This is a genomic window from Chelatococcus sp. GCM10030263, assembly GCF_042666455.1.
In the GTDB taxonomy this organism is placed as follows: Bacteria; Pseudomonadota; Alphaproteobacteria; order Rhizobiales; family Beijerinckiaceae; genus Chelatococcus.
Map to the genome: position 1 here is coordinate 1 of NZ_JBHTDB010000006.1, position 15,170 is coordinate 15,170.

Here is a 15,170-nt window from a genome sequence, read left to right on the forward strand (position 1 = left end):
ACACAAGCCGAAACCCGCATCAAACCCAAACCCGAAACCAGAAGAAACCCGCAAGGACACCGCCGCCTACGCTTCTCTTCCTCTCAGATATAATTGTCAAAGAGCAGTCCGGCCGAAGCCGGCACCTTCTAACTAAGCCGACGAGAAGCTGTCCCGACTTTGAATGTCGGGCATCGCGCCCCGTCTCTCTTGGGAAGAAGTCCGTCGCTGAAACCGTCGTCGGCCAGCGCCAGTGATGGGGTATATAAGGACCTCTTCCGAGGCTGTCAACACGCCCGTGACGCTTTCATGACGAAAACCACCGAGAGATGCCAGCCTCAGTTCAACCCGTTGCAAAGCCTCATGATTCCAGACGTGCTCCCTGTGCAAAGCGACGATCGCCCCGGAATGCCCACCCATTTTCCCTCTGGCCCGCCCGTCGGCCGCGGACGCCTCACTCAGGCCACAGTCACCCCGTTCCTAGGATAGCGACTGGCATATCGAGCGACCCCTCCGGCAGACGATGCAGATTCAGGAGATCGCCGGCTCGCAGCCGCGCGGATCACATAGTTCCAAGCTCCTCGTGAAGCTCCGGCCGATCAAACGGATTTTGCTCCACGGACGAAGCGCGTTGCCTGCGCGCTGGCGATTGCTATACGTGAACCTAGTCTGCATGCTCGGAACCCGCCGGAGGGAGCACCACTCGCCTTGACGTTTCACCGTCACCCCATAGGTGATTTCACCGACTCGACCCGCGAGCGGAGCGAGCGCGGCTATCAGGTCGTCGATCTCGGGGAAGAGCCGCCCCTGGAGCCGGCCGGGCTTTCGGCGCGCCAGGACCGCCCGGCGATGAACCTGCGTTGGCTGGTGGGCAGCGTGCTCACCGGGGTGAGCGGCACGGCGCTTCTGGGTGCGGCGATCTTCGTCTCGCTGCAGGGTGAGACGAGCTTTGCGGCCCTGCCGGAGACGGTCGGCCCGACCGCCTTCCACCAGACCAGCAGCGACGGCAACGGCGATGTGCGTCGCGGCGACAAGCTCGTCCGCACGCAGGATTTCATCGCCGCCAAGCAGAGCTTCAAGGCGCCGATGACAATTCGCGTCGGCAACCGCGAGGTTATCAAGGTCCGCTCCTTCGTGCGGCTCGCGACGAATCTGTCCATGACGAGCGGCACCTACGCGACCGATATTCCACCCTTTAACCCCATGCAGCTCCTCGCCGACGATCAGGGCGACGAACCAACGGCCGAACCGGCGCCGGAAACCGCCGATGCGGACGTCTCCCTGGTCAAGAGCGATCTGGCCGGCGTGACGGTGCCGGACAGCGCCCCGCATCTGTCCGACGAGGAAGCCATCGCCCAGGCGGAAGAGGATGTGCGCCTCACCGCGGAGAGCGGCTCACGCCCCGCCCTGCCGCTTCCGCCGCAGCTGATGCTGACGCGTACGCTCGGCCAGCCTGCCGAAACAACGGCGCTCGCCTATGCGAGCCCCGGCGACGCGCCCTTTACCGGGCTCGACGTCCGCGTCATCCCGGAGAATGTGACGGTCGCGCCGAAAGGCGAGAACGCACCGGCCAAGGGGTCGTCGACCGAAGAAAGCCTTATCGTCCTGAAGAACGGCGAGACGCTCGAGGACGTGCTGAAGGCCAACGGCGCGACACCCGAAAGGATCGAGGCGATCATCGCCGCGTTGGGCGGCGCCGAACGGATACGGGCGCTCGGCGAAGGCCAGCAGGTCAAGCTGCTCATTGCGCCGCTCGACCCAGGTGACGACAAGGCGACCATCGTCAGGGTCACCCTGCTCGACCAGCGCGCCGTCGAGGCGATCGCCGCCGTCAATGATCAGGGCATCTTCGTGCCGGTCGCAGTCGCCCAGGACAGCAGCCCCGACGCGAAGACGGCAGCGGTGGACGAGGAGGCAGAAGAGGACGACGGCAGCGGCACGCGCCTCTATGACAGCCTCTATGAAACGGCGCTCAAGAACAGTATCCCCGCCCCGGTCGTCGCCGAACTCGTGCGCGTCTTCGCCTCGGACGTCGATTTCCAGCACCGCGTCGATCCGAGTGATTCGGTCGAGATCTTCTACGCGGACGGCGACGATGACGACGGCCAGCGGCCCGAGGTGCTCTACGCGTCGCTGAGCGTAGGCGGCGAGACGAAGCAGATCTTTCGCTTCCAATCGCCGGACGACAACTCCGTCGAATATTTCGACCAGGAGGGTCGTTCTCTGAAGAAGTTCCTTCTGCGCAAGCCTATCTCCGCCGGCATCATGCGCTCTGGCTTCGGCATGCGCTATCACCCCATCCTGCATTATTCCAAGATGCACACCGGCGTGGATTGGGCTGCCAAGATCGGCACTCCGATCGTCGCCGCCGGCGACGGCGTGGTCATCAAGGCAGGCTGGGCGTCAGGCTATGGCCGGCGCATCGAGATCCAGCACGCCAACGGCTATGTCACCACCTATAATCACCAGTCGGCCTTCGCGCGCGGCATCAAGCCGGGCGTCCAAGTCCATCAAGGCCAGGTGATCGGCTATCTCGGGGCAACCGGGCTCGCGACCGGGCCCCACCTGCACTACGAGGTGATGGTCAACAGCCATTTCGTCAATCCGCTGAAGATCAAGCTACCGCGCAGCCATGAACTCGACGGCGACCTGCTCGTCGAATTCCGGCGCCAGCGCGACCAGACGCGCGAACTCCTCGCCAAGGCCACGCCCACCAGCAACGTGGTGGCCGAAACGCGCTGAGCCAGGGCTCTTCGGCCGTCGTTTTGCGTTAACTAACCGGGCGGCGCAAAGCCGAGCGCACGGCGCAGCGCGTCTGCCGTGACGCCTCTTGCCCTCAGATCACGCAAGGGCTCGGATCGCCGGCTCTTCGCAAGCTTCTTTCCCACGGGATCGCTAACGAGCGCGTGGTGATGGTAGCGCGGCGCGGGCAAGTCGAGCAGCACCTGGAGCAGTCGGTGGAGATCGGTCGCTGATTCGAGATCGCCGCCGCGCACCACATGGGTCACGCCCTGGCGGGCATCGTCGACAACGACGGCGAGATGATAGCTCGTACCGATGTCCTTGCGCGCCAGCACGACGTCGCCCCAGCGAGCCGGGTCGGCGACGACATCCTCCTCATGGCCCGCGGGGTCGAAGCGGCGCCAGGTGAGCACAGCCCCCGCCATCGCCAGGGCGCGCGCCATGTCGAGGCGCCAGGCGACAGGCTCGCCGGCCGCTATCCGCGCCTCCGCCTCCGCCGGATCGAGCGCCGGCACCAGCCCGGGATGACGCGGCGCGCCGTCCGGGTCACGCGGCCAGGACCGGCCGGTCGCCGCCTCGCGGGCGGCAACCGCCGCCGCGATATCCTGCCGGCTGGCAGCGCAAGGGTAAAGCAGCCTCATCTCCTTCAGGCGCGCCAGTGTGGCCGCATAGACGGCCCCCTCCGCCGACTGCAGCAACACAGGCGTCTCCCACCTCAGCCCGAGCCAGGCGAGGTCCTCGTAGATCGCCTCTTCGAAATGCGGGCGGCAGCGGGTGGCGTCGATATCCTCGATGCGCAGCAGAAAGCGCCCGCCCCAGCCCGCAGCGAGCTCCGCATTGAGGAGAGCGGAATAGGCATGGCCGCGGTGCAGATAGCCGTTCGGACTGGGCGCGAAACGGAAAATCGGCTGCATCCGGCCGGCGGATGGGCCATGGTTCATCCATCGCTCCCCTTATAAGTCATCCCATCTATAAGTCCCCAATGACCATCATCGATTCCGAAGACGTTCTCACTGCGCATCTCGACGCCCTGATCGTCCAAGATCCGCTGATTGGCCGGCTCGTCACGGCCGGCGCCAAGCCGCCGCTGCGCCGCCGGACGGCGGGCTTTGCGGATCTGGTCGCCATCATCATCGCACAACAGCTCTCGACGGCGAGCGCCGACGCGATCGGGAAGCGCCTGACCGCCCGCTTCCCCGATCTCGCGCCGGCCGATATCGCAGCGGCGGACGAGGCGGAGCTGCGCGCGGCCGGGCTCTCCGCAGGCAAGATCAAGACGCTGAAGGCGCTCGCTGCTGCAATAACCGCGGGCGACCTGGTTCTGGAGGACCTCCATCGCCTCTCCGCTGAAGAGGCTGAGCGGGCGCTCGTGGCCGTGCACGGCATCGGCCGCTGGACGGCGGAAGTCTATCTGCTGTTCTGCACGGGACATCCGGACATCCTGCCGGCGGGTGATCTTGCTCTGCAAGAGGCGGCACGACTGGCGCTGGGCGCCGAGTGGCCGCACGACCGGCGTCCGACGGACAAGGAATTGCGCGCGATCGGCGAGCGTTGGCGCCCCTGGCGCGGCACGGCGGCGCGCGTGCTCTGGGCCTATTACCGCCTGGCCAAGGGACGCGAGGGCATCGTCCCGGCGACCCCGGTCGCGACCAGTGATGCCGCGGCAGGCCGAACCGGCGCGAAGGGCCGGCGACGTGGGGCTGCCAATCCCAAACCGGCATGATAAAGCAGGACGCTCGTCGGAGCGCTTCGCCAGGAGCCTTCCGAGCCCCTCATGCGCCCGATCAGCCTGGACATCATGGCTCAAGACCTGAATGGACCGAGATTGCCTGCCAAGAGCGGCACGGCCAAGCAGCTCGTCGTTTTCCTGCATGGCTATGGTGCCGACGGCAGTGATCTTATCGAAATCGGCCGACAGTGGCAGCCTTGGCTCCCGGATGCCGCCTTCGTGTCGCCGCATGCGCCGGAGCCTTGCGCCGGCGCGCCTATGGGGCGGCAGTGGTTTCCACTGACCTTCCGCGACCCGAACGAGCGCTGGCGGGGCGTATGCCATGCCGGCCCGACGCTCGACGCTTTCCTGGATGCCGAGCTCGCCCGCCATCAGCTCAGCCCGGACAAGCTCGCACTGGTCGGCTTCAGCCAGGGCACGATGATGGCGCTGCACGTCGGCCTGAGGCGGCAGATCGCGCCGGCCGCCGTCCTGGGTTATTCCGGGCTTTTCGTCGAGCCTGAAGCGTCGGTGCCGGATCCGGCCGCCGATGGACCCTTCGCCCGCCCGCCGGTGCTTCTGGTGCATGGCGACGCGGACGAGGTCATCCCCGCCGCCGCCTTGTTTCTCTCAGCAAATGCCCTCGCCAAGCGCGACGTGGCCTGCGAATGGCATCTCTCCACCGGGATCGGCCACGGCATCGACGGCGAAGGCCTGCGTCACGGAGGCCTGTTCCTGACGCGGGCCTTCGGGCTGCGCTATCCCGCCTAGGCGCGAATCGGGCGAGGCGCCCGCCGGCTCGCTCAGCCGGCGAGAACCTCCATTTTGGCCTTCGCCAACAATTCCTCCATCATCTGGCGGATCGCGTCGTCGGACTCGGACACGTTCGCCTCGTCGAAGTCCTTGCGGATCTTCCGGAACACGTCTTCGTCACCGGACTCCTCGAAATCAGCCATGATGACGCTTCTGGCATAAGCCTCGGCATCAGCGCCGGACTTGCCGAGCTTCTCCGCGGCCCATAGGCCGAGCAGCTTGTTGCGCCGCGCCATTGCTTTGAAACGCAGCTCCTCGTCATGCGCGAATTTCTTTTCCGCGGCGTCCCTGCGCTCGTCCATACTGGCCATGGTTACCCGCTCCTCCTCCATTGATCGGCTCAAGCCGCATATAGCCGCAGGAGCCGTCCAGCACCAGAGGGCGAGCGCGGGGAAAGCCTCGGCCCTACGCCGGGGGTGCGCCGGATCGCCACCCCCGCTTGATCGGCTTGCCTCAGAGGCCATATCGCAGCGCAGCAGCTGCCACGGCCTTTCGCCATCATTGTGCAATTGCGGCCAATCAGCTAGGTTGCGCGGTGCGGGCGAGGGCAATGTCCGTTCAGAGCCAAGGCCTCGAAGGCTCCCCGCCCCTATCGAGCCGCGGACTATTTCTTAGGAGCCACGGCAGTCCATGGACTTCCTCAAAACACGGTATACGCCGATGAATCGCCGCCGTCGTATCTACGAGGGCAAGGCGAAGGTCCTCTATGAGGGACCCGAGCCTGGCACTTTGATACAGCACTTCAAGGATGATGCGACCGCCTTCAACGCCAAGAAACACGAGGTGATCGACGGCAAGGGAGTGCTCAACAACCGCATTTCCGAATATGTCTTCCAGAACCTCAACGACATCGGCGTGCCGACGCATTTCATCCGCCGGCTCAATATGCGCGAGCAGCTGATCCGCGAGGTGGAGATCATTCCGCTCGAGGTGGTGGTGCGCAACGTCGCTGCGGGGTCGCTGTCGCAGCGTCTCGGCATCGAGGAGGGCACGCAGCTGCCTCGCTCGATTATCGAGTTCTATTATAAGAACGACGCGCTGAACGACCCGATGGTCTCGGAGGAGCACATCACCGCCTTCGGCTGGGCGACTCCCCAGGAAATCGACGACATCATGGCGCTTGCCATCCGCGTCAACGACTTCCTCTCCGGCCTCTTCCTCGGCGTCGGCATCCGCCTCGTCGACTTCAAGATGGAAACCGGCCGGCTCTGGGAAGGCGACATGATGCGTATCGTCGTCGCCGACGAGATTTCTCCCGATTCCTGCCGGCTGTGGGACATCAAGTCCGCCGACAAGCTCGACAAGGACCGGTTCCGGCGTGATCTCGGCGGCCTCATCGAGGCTTATTCCGAGGTGGCCCGCCGCCTCGGCATCCTCGGCGAGAACGAAAATCCCGGCCACGCGGCACCACGCCTCGTGCAGTGATCGCCTACGCCTTGCAGAAACGGCGACAACGGGGGCCCGACGGCCCCCGTTCCATTTGGCTCGGGCTCGGCAGGCCGAGCGCTCTCCTCTCCTTGGGGGCCGCCGTCGCGCTCGCCGCCTGCATGCCTTTCGCCGAAGGCTTTGTCGGCCTGCCCGAATCGGCGGGCTGGGAGGCGCTGCCCGTGCAGGACTGGCTGGTGGACGGGCTTGTGCCCGACAAGATGTCGATCTGCCAGCGCCCGGACTGCCCGCATGATGCGGTGGTTGCCCGCTTCACCGTCGACGGCGATGTCGACGGCGGGCTCGAGGCCCTGCGGCGCCGTCTGCTCGAGGGTTTTGGGACTGGGCAAAGCGGCGCCGACAGAGGCAAAAAGCCGGGCAGCACGATCGTCGTCCGCAAGCTGGCTGCCGGCCAGACCGGCGGCATGGAAGTGACCATGCGCTCCAAGGCCGATCCCGCCCGTTCGGTCGTCGCCGTCCTCGCCGAGCGCCCGTCCGGAGGCAAGACCGAGCTCGTCCTCTCCATCGCGCTCACCGAAGCCGTGGCCAAGGAGAACGCCTTTGCCGCATTGGGCACGAGCACGGCGGGAGCGGCGGCTCGCTGACAATGCCGCTCCCTCTTTCAAGGGGGTTTGATGCGCCAACGCTTGAGCCCGCGCGCGTTTTTCTCTATGCGATGGGCTTGGTCAGCCCCGCCCGGAGAGCCTTGATGAAAGCGCGTGTGATCGTCACCTTGAAATCGGGTGTGCTCGATCCCCAGGGCAAGGCTATCGAGGGTGCGCTCGCCTCGCTCGGCGTCGAGGGCGTCGCCAGCGTGCGCCAAGGCAAGGTCTTCGACGTGGAGCTCGCAACCTCCGACGCCGCGGGCGCCGAGGCCGCCCTCAAGCAGGCCTGCGAAAAGCTTTTGGCCAATACGGTGATCGAGAATTACCGCATCGAGGTGGGAGCCTGACCCGATGAAAGCCGCCGTCGTCGTCTTCCCCGGCTCGAATCGCGACCGTGACGTCGCGCGCGCCTTGACCGTGGCGGGAGCCGAGGTTGCCATGGCCTGGCATGCCGATGCCGCGCTGCCGGCCGGCACCGACCTCGTCGTGCTGCCCGGCGGCTTCAGCTATGGCGATTATCTGCGCTGCGGGGCAATCGCCGGCCGCGCGGTGATCATGGATGCCGTCAGGGCGCATGCCGCGCGCGACGGGCTCGTGCTCGGCATCTGCAACGGCTTTCAGATCCTGTGCGAATCCGGGCTGTTGCCGGGCATCCTCATGCGCAATTCGGACCTGCATTTCGTCTGCCGGCGGCAGTGCCTCAAGGTGGAGCGCACCGACACGGCCTTTACGCGCGCTTACAAGCCCGGCCAGGTCGTCGATGTCTGCATCGCCCATGGCGAAGGCAATTACGTCGCCGATCCCGAGACGATCGCCCGGCTCGAAGGTGAGGGCCTGGTGGCCTTTCGCTACTGCGACGCGGCGGGCGACATCGCGATGGCCAATCCAAACGGCTCCATCAACGCGATCGCCGGCATCTATTCGCCGGGCCGCAACGTGCTCGGCATGATGCCGCATCCCGAGAACCTGATCGATGACCTCGTCGGCGGCACCGATGGCTATGGGCTCTTCCACGGCCTGGCGCAGGCGGCCTGAGCCGTGAGCGCAGCGCAAGGCCGCATCCACGTCGGCATCGGTGGCTGGAATTTCGAGCCTTGGCGCGGCGTCTTCTATCCGCAGGGGCTCACCCAGGCCAAAGAGCTGCAGTACGCCAGCCGCCAGGTGACAGCGATCGAGATCAACGCCACCTATTACGGTTCGCAGAAACCGGCGAGCTTCCGCCGCTGGGCGGAGGAGACGCCGGACGGCTTCGTCTTTTCAGTCAAGGGCCCGCGCTTTGCCACCAACCGCAAGGTGCTGGCGGAGGCGGCTCCTTCCATCGAGCGGTTCATCGAGAGCGGTGTGACCGAACTCGGGGCCAAGCTCGGCCCCCTCCTCTGGCAGCTCGCCGGGACGAAACGCTTCGAGCCGTCGGATATGGAGGCCTTCCTCGACCTTCTGCCAGCCGAACACGCGGGCGTGCGCCTGCGCCACGTCATCGAGGCGCGCCACCCGAGCTTCCGCGACCCGGCTTTCTTGGCCCTTCTCAAGGCGCGCAACATGGCGGCCGTCGTCATCGACGATCCCGACTATCCCATGCTGCCCGACGTTACCGCCGATTTCGTTTATCTGCGGTTGGAGCGCTCGCAGGACAACGAGCCGACGGGCTATGCCGCAAACGACCTCGACGTCTGGGCGAAGCGCGCCCGCCTCTGGGCCGAGGGCGGCGAGCCGGCGGACCTCGACCGCGTCGAGCCCCTGCCGAAGGACAAGGCCGGGCCGCGCGACGTTTTCCTCTATTTCATCAGCGGCGCGAAGGTGAGAAACCCCGCCGCTGCCATGGCCATGATCGAGCGGCTAGGGTAAGAGGCTCACCATCACGGCCGTTGGCTGGAACATTTCGGTCATCCCGGACCCGAGCGCAGCGAGGTGTCCGGGATCCAGAACCGATGCCATATAGCGGAGGGCGCCGGCATCGTCGCGCCTCTCGCCTCGGCTCCATCGTTTCTGGATCCCGGGCTCAAGCCTGCGGCTTGCCCCGGGATGACCTCGTGACGGAAGGTCGGGGTGCCATTCCCCGGCCATGACAGGGAACAGGCTGAAGCAACCGATGCTCCGCAACGACATTGCCATCACGCCGCAGCTCGTGGCCGAGCATGGGCTGAAACCCGACGAATACGAGCGCTTCAAGGCGCTCATCGGCCGCGAGCCGACGCTGACGGAGCTCGGGATCGTCTCGGCCATGTGGAACGAGCACTGTTCCTACAAGTCCTCGCGCCTGCATCTGCGCGGCCTGCCGACCAAGGCGCCGTGGGTCATCCAGGGACCGGGCGAGAACGCCGGCGTCATCGACATCGGCGACGGCCAGGCGATCGTCTTCAAGATGGAGAGCCACAACCACCCCTCCTTCATCGAGCCCTACCAGGGCGCGGCGACCGGGGTCGGCGGCATCCTGCGCGACGTCTTCACCATGGGCGCACGACCGATCGCCGCGCTCAACCTGCTGCGTTTCGGTGCGCCCGAGCATCCCAAGACCCGCCACCTGGTGGGCGGCGTCGTCGCCGGCATCGGCGGCTACGGCAATTCCTTCGGCGTGCCGACGGTCGGTGGATCGGCGAATTTCCACACGCGCTACGACGGCAATATCCTCGTCAATGCCATGGCGGTCGGTCTCGCCCGCTCCGACGAGATTTTCTATGCCAAGGCGACCGGCATCGGCCGTCCCATCGTCTATCTCGGCTCCAAGACGGGCCGCGACGGCATCCATGGCGCCACCATGGCCTCGGCCGCCTTCGAGGCCGATGCCGAGGAGAAGCGCCCGACGGTACAGGTGGGCGACCCCTTCGCCGAAAAGCTCCTGCTCGAAGCCTGCCTCGAGATCATGGCCAAGGGCTGTGTCATCGCCATCCAGGACATGGGGGCCGCCGGCCTCACCTCCTCCGCCGTCGAAATGGGCGCCAAGGGCAATCTCGGCATCGAGCTCGACCTCGACAAGGTGCCCTGCCGCGAGGCGGGCATGACGGCCTATGAGATGATGCTGTCGGAGAGCCAGGAGCGCATGCTCATGGTGCTCGACCCGGCCAAGGAGGCCGAGGCCGAGGCGATCTTCCGCAAATGGGGCCTCGATTTTGCGGTGATCGGCCGCACCACCGACACGCTGCGCTTCGTCGTGAAGCACCAGGGCGAGGTGATGGCGGATCTCCCCATCAAGGAACTCGGCGACGAAGCACCGATTTACGACCGTCCCCATGCCGTGCCGCCGAAGCTGCCGGTCATCGCGCCCGAGGCGGTCAACGCCCCCATGCCGAATGGCGAGGCGCTCGTGAAGCTCCTCGGCACGCCCGACCTTTCGTCCAAGCGCTGGGTCTGGGAACAATATGACCACATCATCCTCGGCAATACCGTGCAGACACCGGGCGGCGACGCTGCCGTCGTGCGTATCGAGGACGGGCCCAAGGGCATTGCGCTGACGACGGACGTGACGCAGCGCTATTGCGAGGCCGATCCCGCCGAGGGCGGCAAGCAGGCGGTGGCGGAAGCCTGGCGCAACCTCACCGCCGTCGGCGCGACGCCGCTTGCGCTGACCGACAATCTCAATTTCGGCAATCCCGAGCGGCCCGACGCCATGGGGCAACTGGTCGAGGCGATCCGCGGCATCGGCGAGGCCTGCCGCGCGCTCGATTTCCCCGTCGTTTCCGGCAATGTCTCGCTTTACAACGAGACGCGGGGGCGCGGCATCCTGCCGACACCGGCCATCGGCGGCGTCGGCCTTGTCGCCGACGTCACCAAGACCGCGAGCCTCGCCTTCAAGGCAGCTGGCCAAGCCATTCTCCTCGTCGGCGAGACCAAGGGCTGGCTCGGCCAATCGGTCTATCTGCGCGACATCTGCGGCCGCGAGGAAGGCGCGCCGCCGCCGGTCGACCTTGCCGCCGAGCGCCGCAACGGCGATTTCGTACGCGGCCTTATCGTTGCGGGCCGCGTCACCGGCGTGCATGACCTCTCCGATGGTGGGCTCGCCGTGGCGCTCGCCGAAATGGCCATGGCCTCCGGTATCGGCGCGACCATCCCGAACCTGCCGGCCGGGTTGCCGGCGCATGCCTTCCTCTTCGGCGAGGACCAGGGCCGCTATCTTCTCACGGTCCGGCAGGAAGAGATCGCCGCGCTGATGGACGGGGCCGCGGCAGCCGGTGTCCCGGTCGGCCTCATCGGCACCACCGGTGGCGACGCGTTGCAGCTGCCCGGTGAAGCCCCCATATCAATCAATGCCTTGAAAAGCCGTCACGAAGCTTGGCTGCCGGACTATATGGCGGGTAAGCTCTGAAGACAGGCTTCTGGAGGACGTAAACTGCCATGGCGATGGATGCCCACGACATCGAGGCTCTGATCAAGTCCCATATACCCGATGCCGTCGTCGAGATCCGCGACCTGGCCGGTGACGGTGACCACTATGCGGCGACGGTGGTCTCGCCCTCCTTCAAGGGTAAGACCCGCCTGCAGCAGCACCAGATGGTCTATGCCGCGCTGCAAGGCCGCATGGGCGGCGTGCTGCATGCCCTTGCGCTGACGACGAGCGCACCACAAGATTGAGCACATGCTAAGGGCGCCCTACACGCTTGGCGCCTCGTAAAGGACGTAAGACCCATGACCGATGCCCGCGCCCTAATCGACAACGCCGTCAAGACGCATGACGTCGTGCTCTTCATGAAAGGCACGCCGCAGTTCCCGATGTGCGGTTTCTCCGGCCAGGTCGTCCAGATCCTGGATTATATCGGCGTGACCTATGAGGGCGTGAATGTCCTCGACGATGCCGATATCCGCCAGGGCATCAAGGACTATTCCAACTGGCCGACGATCCCGCAGCTCTATGTCAAGGGCGAGTTCCTCGGCGGCTGCGACATCGTGCGCGAGATGTTCCAGTCCGGCGAGTTGCAGACCCACCTCGCCGACAAGGGCGTCCAGGTTCGCCAGCCGGCGGCGTAAAGCGCTGCGTAGCTTCTTCGGCAAAGCAACGCCGAGTCATCCCGGGGCCGAGCCAAGCGAGGAGCCCGGGATCCCGAAACGATGCCGTCGGACGCAGGCCCGCGCGGCTGACCTTGCGTCCGCGGCTGATCCCAATTCGTGGCCAGATCTGGATCTCAGGCGCGCGCCCAGAACGGCGTAAGTTCAGGACTTCAGCGCCGCCCGGATAAGCGCGAGCGCGTCGTCCGAGGCCCATTCCGCCGGCCCCGCAAGGCTCGCCACCATGCAGCCGTTGTGGTCGACGATCACCGTCGTCGGCATGCCGAAGGCTTTCCCCTCCTCCTTCAGCGCCTGGAAGACCTTCGCCTCCGGGTCGGCATAATAGGCGAGCCGTGTGATGCCGTTCTCCTTGAGCCAGGCATGCGGCTTGTCGGTATTGCGCGTGTCGATATTGATCGCCACGACCTGGAAGTCCTCCCCGCCGAGCTTCGTCTCCAGCGCATCGAGCGCCGGCATCTCGCGCCGGCAGGGCACGCACCAGGTCGCCCAGAGATTGACAAGCACGGTCTTGCCGCGGAAATCGGCGATGCTGTGCGTCGCCCCCTCCGCATCGCGGAAGGTGAGCTGCGGCATTGGCCTCGGCGTCTTTTCAACCTGCACGGCGGCAACTTCGCCGCGCGCCAGCGGGCCGAGCGCGGCGGCGGTGCTCCGAGCCGCCTGGCAGACGCCCCCCTCCCCCGCGGATGCGCGCCAGTGGTAGACGGCAGTGCCAGCTGCGGCGACGACGCCGAGCGCAAGGACGGCACCCAGGATCCGCAGGCGCGGCGATGTGGTCAAGCGCATGGATAGCCTTCGGCAAATCAGCGATGGACGTAACGAATGTCTGCCTCCTATAAGGGCAGCGTCCGGCGAAATCGAGGTGACCGACCGGCGCAGGCTGCGGTGGGGCGTGGCCAAGTCCGGCCTTCGCACGCGATCGTGATCGGCGCCGCAACGGCTGAGGCAGGACGAGCGTAGCGCCACGACCATGCTCGCCGGGGCTGACATCGCCGCGTTGGCCATCGCCACGACGAGCCGGCGCGAGCATGATCTTGACAGGGCTCGCGCTCGCTCACGGTTTCGCTATAGTGCCGCCGCCATTCGGAGATTCCCTAGTGACTGGACCCATGCTGCCGAGCCCTCGCGCCCTCGCCCGTGCCGCGCTCCTCGCGGCCGTCCTGACAGGGGCTCTCGCAGCCTGCGGCAGACGCGGGCCGCTCGAGATGCCGCCCGATCCGAACGCGCCGAAGCAGGAAGAGCAGACGGGGCCGCAGACGCCGACATTGACGCCCGTTCCCACCCAGCAGCAGCGGCGCAATACCGGCTATGTGGTGCCGAACAAGCCTTTCATCCTCGACAAGATCCTGTAGGAGAAGGGCGGACAGACGCTGTCTGCCGTCCGAGCGCATTTCATGCACCATTTTGCTTATACGAACGGGGTCATGCACGCCGAGGGCGTCGATCTCCGCCGCATCGCGGCCGAGGTCGGCACGCCCTTCTACTGCTATTCGGCGGCAACGCTCACGCGTCATTACAAGGTCTTTGCGGACGCCTTCGCGGATGTGCCCTCGCTCGTCTGTTACGCGCTGAAGGCCAACTCCAACCAGGCGGTGATCGCGACGCTCGCGCGGCTCGGTGCCGGCGCCGACATCGTCTCCGAGGGGGAATTGCGGCGCGCCCTCGCGGCCGGCATTCCCCCCGAACGCATCGTCTTTTCCGGCGTCGGCAAGACGAAGGCCGAGATGGCCTTCGCGCTCCAGACCGGCATTCGCTGCTTCAATGTGGAGTCGGAGCCCGAACTCGAGGCGCTGTCCGAGGTCGCGAGCGGAATGGGGCGCACGGCGCCGGTTTCGCTGCGGGTCAATCCGGATGTCGATGCCCGCACCCATGCCAAGATCTCGACCGGCCGCTCGGAGAACAAGTTCGGCATCCCGCTGACCCGGGCGCGGGAAGTCTATGCCGGGGCCGCTGCCCTGCCTGGCCTCGTCGTCCGCGGCGTCGACATGCATATCGGCAGCCAGATCACCGATCTCGGCCCGGTCGAGGACGCCGCCCGACTGCTGGTCGAACTAGCGCGCGATCTGATGGCGGCAGGACATCCGCTGGAGCACATCGATTTCGGCGGTGGCCTCGGCGTGCCTTATGAGGAGGCGAAGGACCCGCCTCCCGACCCCGCCGCCTATGCGGCCATCATAAAGCGCCATGCGAAGGGTCTCGGGCTCACGCTCTTCTTCGAGCCGGGACGGATGATCGTCGGCAATGCTGGCATTCTGGTCACCCGAGTCACCTATGTGAAGAGCGGCGAGGGCAAGACTTTCGTGATCTGCGACGCGGGGATGAACGACCTCATCCGGCCGACGCTCTACGAGGCGTATCATGACATCAAGCCGGTGGTGGCATCCGCCCCGGACGCGCGACCGATCCAGGCCGACGTGGTCGGACCGGTCTGCGAGAGCGGCGATTATCTGGCGCTCGGCCGCAACATGCCGCCGGTTGCGGCGGGCGANCGCTCGTCCCTGAGGTGATGGTCAGCGGCGATGACTACGCCGTGGTGCGACCTCGGCCGAGCTTCGAGGCGTTGATCGGTCTCGACCGCCTACCCGCGTGGCTGTGATCGGCCCCGGGCTTTTCCTCAGCTTCTGACGTGCTACCTTAAAAAGGGCTCGATCTTTTGGTCGGCTTGGGTGTTGCGCGTGTCGGCGGGCGCCCGAGGGACCGATCGGCTGTGGATGGCACCGATCCAGGCCGATGACGTGAGATGGAATTCGGGTCGGGGCTCGGGTCGATTGAGAGCGCAGGATGCGGGCGCTCTTTAAAATGGCGGCTCTGCGGGCCCGTGCATCACCCGTTTTGTCTGTAATGTGAGTGGCAGGTCTGTCGGAAGCGCGGCACAGTTTCCGGACCCTGCTCAGGAGATCCAG

The 15,170-nt window shown here is 66.2% G+C and carries 15 protein-coding genes and 1 pseudogene; 13 read left to right on the plus strand and 3 right to left on the minus strand.

Features of this window, described 5'->3' with window-relative positions; all coding sequences use genetic code 11:
- Positions 1-687: 687 nt before the first annotated feature.
- Entirely contained in the window at positions 688-2,721 is a 2,034-nt protein-coding gene (locus ACFQU1_RS15340) for a M23 family metallopeptidase (RefSeq protein ID WP_378134103.1), read from the plus strand.
- A 32-nt stretch (positions 2,722-2,753) separates the two neighbouring features.
- Here the strand turns inward: ACFQU1_RS15340 and gluQRS are convergent, their stop codons facing one another.
- Entirely contained in the window at positions 2,754-3,662 is a 909-nt protein-coding gene (gluQRS, locus tag ACFQU1_RS15345) for a tRNA glutamyl-Q(34) synthetase GluQRS (RefSeq protein ID WP_378134105.1), read from the minus strand.
- Positions 3,663-3,703: 41 nt separating this feature from the next.
- Here gluQRS and ACFQU1_RS15350 point away from each other — a divergent pair, with 41 nt between their 5' ends.
- Both ACFQU1_RS15350 and ACFQU1_RS15355 read left to right on the plus strand, forming a co-directional pair.
- Positions 3,704-4,444, plus strand: a complete 741-nt coding sequence (locus ACFQU1_RS15350) for a DNA-3-methyladenine glycosylase family protein (protein WP_378134107.1) — start codon at positions 3,704-3,706, stop codon at positions 4,442-4,444.
- Positions 4,445-4,519: 75 nt separating this feature from the next.
- Positions 4,520-5,200, plus strand: coding sequence for an alpha/beta hydrolase (locus ACFQU1_RS15355; RefSeq protein WP_378134390.1), 681 nt, complete (start codon positions 4,520-4,522; stop codon positions 5,198-5,200).
- Between the two features lie 32 nt (positions 5,201-5,232).
- Here ACFQU1_RS15355 and ACFQU1_RS15360 read toward each other — a convergent pair whose 3' ends face one another.
- Positions 5,233-5,553 carry a DUF1476 domain-containing protein gene (locus ACFQU1_RS15360; protein WP_378134392.1) on the minus strand — a complete coding sequence of 107 codons (321 nt, stop codon included), beginning with the start codon at positions 5,551-5,553 and terminating at the stop codon, positions 5,233-5,235.
- Between the two features lie 319 nt (positions 5,554-5,872).
- On the opposite strand from ACFQU1_RS15360, the gene purC reads away from it, so the two are divergent.
- The 8 genes from purC (at position 5,873) to grxD (ending at position 12,231) form a co-directional block, all read left to right on the plus strand.
- Positions 5,873-6,667, plus strand: a complete 795-nt coding sequence (gene purC, locus ACFQU1_RS15365; RefSeq protein ID WP_378134109.1) for a phosphoribosylaminoimidazolesuccinocarboxamide synthase — start codon at positions 5,873-5,875, stop codon at positions 6,665-6,667.
- 92 nt (positions 6,668-6,759) lie between these two features.
- The gene (locus ACFQU1_RS15370) at positions 6,760-7,272 is read left to right on the plus strand and encodes a hypothetical protein (protein ID WP_378134111.1); all 513 of its coding nucleotides are present in this window, start codon (positions 6,760-6,762) and stop codon (positions 7,270-7,272) included.
- A 104-nt stretch (positions 7,273-7,376) separates the two neighbouring features.
- Entirely contained in the window at positions 7,377-7,619 is a 243-nt protein-coding gene (gene purS, locus ACFQU1_RS15375; protein ID WP_378134113.1) for a phosphoribosylformylglycinamidine synthase subunit PurS, read from the plus strand.
- Positions 7,620-7,623: 4 nt separating this feature from the next.
- Positions 7,624-8,307 (plus strand): phosphoribosylformylglycinamidine synthase subunit PurQ, encoded by a 684-nt coding sequence (gene purQ / locus ACFQU1_RS15380; protein ID WP_378134116.1) that lies wholly within the window; start codon positions 7,624-7,626, stop codon positions 8,305-8,307.
- A 3-nt stretch (positions 8,308-8,310) separates the two neighbouring features.
- The gene (locus tag ACFQU1_RS15385; protein ID WP_378134118.1) at positions 8,311-9,117 is read left to right on the plus strand and encodes a DUF72 domain-containing protein; all 807 of its coding nucleotides are present in this window, start codon (positions 8,311-8,313) and stop codon (positions 9,115-9,117) included.
- A 244-nt stretch (positions 9,118-9,361) separates the two neighbouring features.
- Positions 9,362-11,572 carry a phosphoribosylformylglycinamidine synthase subunit PurL gene (gene purL / locus ACFQU1_RS15390; RefSeq protein ID WP_378134120.1) on the plus strand — a complete coding sequence of 737 codons (2,211 nt, stop codon included), beginning with the start codon at positions 9,362-9,364 and terminating at the stop codon, positions 11,570-11,572.
- Positions 11,573-11,601: 29 nt separating this feature from the next.
- Entirely contained in the window at positions 11,602-11,838 is a 237-nt protein-coding gene (locus tag ACFQU1_RS15395; RefSeq protein ID WP_378134122.1) for a BolA family protein, read from the plus strand.
- Between the two features lie 54 nt (positions 11,839-11,892).
- Positions 11,893-12,231: a Grx4 family monothiol glutaredoxin gene (gene grxD / locus ACFQU1_RS15400; protein WP_378134125.1), complete on the plus strand. Its 339-nt coding sequence runs from the start codon at positions 11,893-11,895 to the stop codon at positions 12,229-12,231.
- A 183-nt stretch (positions 12,232-12,414) separates the two neighbouring features.
- Here the strand turns inward: grxD and ACFQU1_RS15405 are convergent, their stop codons facing one another.
- Positions 12,415-13,053 carry a TlpA family protein disulfide reductase gene (locus ACFQU1_RS15405; RefSeq protein WP_378134127.1) on the minus strand — a complete coding sequence of 213 codons (639 nt, stop codon included), beginning with the start codon at positions 13,051-13,053 and terminating at the stop codon, positions 12,415-12,417.
- Between the two features lie 323 nt (positions 13,054-13,376).
- On the opposite strand from ACFQU1_RS15405, the gene ACFQU1_RS15410 reads away from it, so the two are divergent.
- Positions 13,377-13,619 carry a lipoprotein gene (locus tag ACFQU1_RS15410; RefSeq protein ID WP_378134129.1) on the plus strand — a complete coding sequence of 81 codons (243 nt, stop codon included), beginning with the start codon at positions 13,377-13,379 and terminating at the stop codon, positions 13,617-13,619.
- Between the two features lie 42 nt (positions 13,620-13,661).
- Positions 13,662-14,863 (plus strand): annotated as a pseudogene (lysA, locus tag ACFQU1_RS15415) (diaminopimelate decarboxylase).
- Positions 14,864-15,170: the final 307 nt, after the last annotated feature.

Coding starts and splice junctions, on each gene's coding strand:
- purC (WP_378134109.1), top strand. CDS start 5,873: ATGGACTTCCTCAAAACACGGTATACGCCGATGAATCGCCGCCGTCGT.
- purL (WP_378134120.1), top strand. CDS start 9,362: ATGCTCCGCAACGACATTGCCATCACGCCGCAGCTCGTGGCCGAGCAT.
- ACFQU1_RS15350 (WP_378134107.1), top strand. CDS start 3,704: ATGACCATCATCGATTCCGAAGACGTTCTCACTGCGCATCTCGACGCC.
- ACFQU1_RS15405 (WP_378134127.1), bottom strand. CDS start 13,053: ATGCGCTTGACCACATCGCCGCGCCTGCGGATCCTGGGTGCCGTCCTT.
- gluQRS (WP_378134105.1), bottom strand. CDS start 3,662: ATGAACCATGGCCCATCCGCCGGCCGGATGCAGCCGATTTTCCGTTTC.
- ACFQU1_RS15395 (WP_378134122.1), top strand. CDS start 11,602: ATGGCGATGGATGCCCACGACATCGAGGCTCTGATCAAGTCCCATATA.
- ACFQU1_RS15410 (WP_378134129.1), top strand. CDS start 13,377: ATGCTGCCGAGCCCTCGCGCCCTCGCCCGTGCCGCGCTCCTCGCGGCC.
- ACFQU1_RS15360 (WP_378134392.1), bottom strand. CDS start 5,553: ATGGCCAGTATGGACGAGCGCAGGGACGCCGCGGAAAAGAAATTCGCG.
- purQ (WP_378134116.1), top strand. CDS start 7,624: ATGAAAGCCGCCGTCGTCGTCTTCCCCGGCTCGAATCGCGACCGTGAC.
- ACFQU1_RS15355 (WP_378134390.1), top strand. CDS start 4,520: ATGGCTCAAGACCTGAATGGACCGAGATTGCCTGCCAAGAGCGGCACG.
- purS (WP_378134113.1), top strand. CDS start 7,377: ATGAAAGCGCGTGTGATCGTCACCTTGAAATCGGGTGTGCTCGATCCC.
- grxD (WP_378134125.1), top strand. CDS start 11,893: ATGACCGATGCCCGCGCCCTAATCGACAACGCCGTCAAGACGCATGAC.